The following is a 985-nucleotide window of genomic DNA, read 5'->3' on the forward strand; positions in this document are numbered from 1 at the left end:
CCGAGCTGCGCCAGGCCCAGATCGACCACCGCGAGGTGAACACCCCCGCCCTGCAACCCGGCCTGGCCCTGGGCACCTACTCCACCGAGGAAGCGGCCCGCCGCGCCCTGGCCGCCGCCGTGCTGCGCGGGGTGGACGGCGTGCGCGTGGTGCAGGAGCGCCAGGAGGTCCGCAGCCACACCCTGCGCCTGCCCACCCTGACCGAAGCCCAGCGGCGCCAGATCGCCGCCACCGGGGTGCTCGCCGGCCAGCCCTTGCAGCGCTGCCCTTGAGCGCGCCAGGCGCGGCCGCCGGCGCAGGCACAATCACCCTCTTTTTGCGGAGCGCACCATGTTGATCGCCAAAGACACCGTCGTCACCCTGAGCTACCGGGTGAGCGACACCCAGGGCCAGCTGCTCGAAGCCAGCGACGCCCCCATGGCCTACCTGCACGGCGGCTACGGCAACACCTTCGAGAAGCTGGAAGCGGCACTGGAAGGCCAGGCCGTGGGCTTTGCCACCACCGTCGAACTGGCCCCGGCCGACGCTTTCGGTGAGCGCGACGAAGCCCTGGTACAGACCATAGCCAAAAAGGATTTTCCGCCCGGTGTCAAGGTTGGCGGCACCCTGCGCGGGGTGGCCGACGGCGGGCACGAACGCATCTTCACCGTGGTCAAGGTCAAAGGCCCCCAGGTGATCCTGGACGGCAACCACCCCCACGCCGGCAAGACGCTGCGTTTTGCCCTGCAGGTGCTGGAGGTGCGCGCCGCCTCCCCCGAGGAAGTGGCCCACGGCCACGCCCACGGCGCCCACGGCCACCAGCACTGATTCGAGCGCCATCGCGCCCGGCCACGGGCACAAAAAAGCGCCCCGCAGGGCGCTTTTGGCGTCGGTGCCCGTCCGGGGCTCAGCGGGACACCACCCGCACCATGTCCAGGCACTTGGCGGCGTAGCCCCACTCGTTGTCGTACCAGGCCACCACCTTCACAAAGGTGCCGTCCAGCGC

The 985-nt window shown here is 70.7% G+C and carries 1 protein-coding gene and 1 pseudogene; both read left to right on the plus strand.

Going from position 1 to position 985, the window contains the following annotated elements; translation table 11 throughout:
- Positions 1–272, plus strand: a pseudogene (locus HA630_RS00105) (SPOR domain-containing protein); the annotation flags it as partial.
- A 58-nt stretch (positions 273–330) separates the two neighbouring features.
- Complete coding sequence (locus HA630_RS00110; RefSeq protein WP_166831956.1) at positions 331–807, plus strand: peptidylprolyl isomerase; 477 nt, start codon at positions 331–333, stop codon at positions 805–807.
- Positions 808–985 lie beyond the last annotated feature (178 nt).

It is taken from the genome of Aquabacterium sp. A08 (assembly GCF_011742065.1).

Coding starts and splice junctions, on each gene's coding strand:
- HA630_RS00110 (WP_166831956.1), top strand. CDS start 331: ATGTTGATCGCCAAAGACACCGTCGTCACCCTGAGCTACCGGGTGAGC.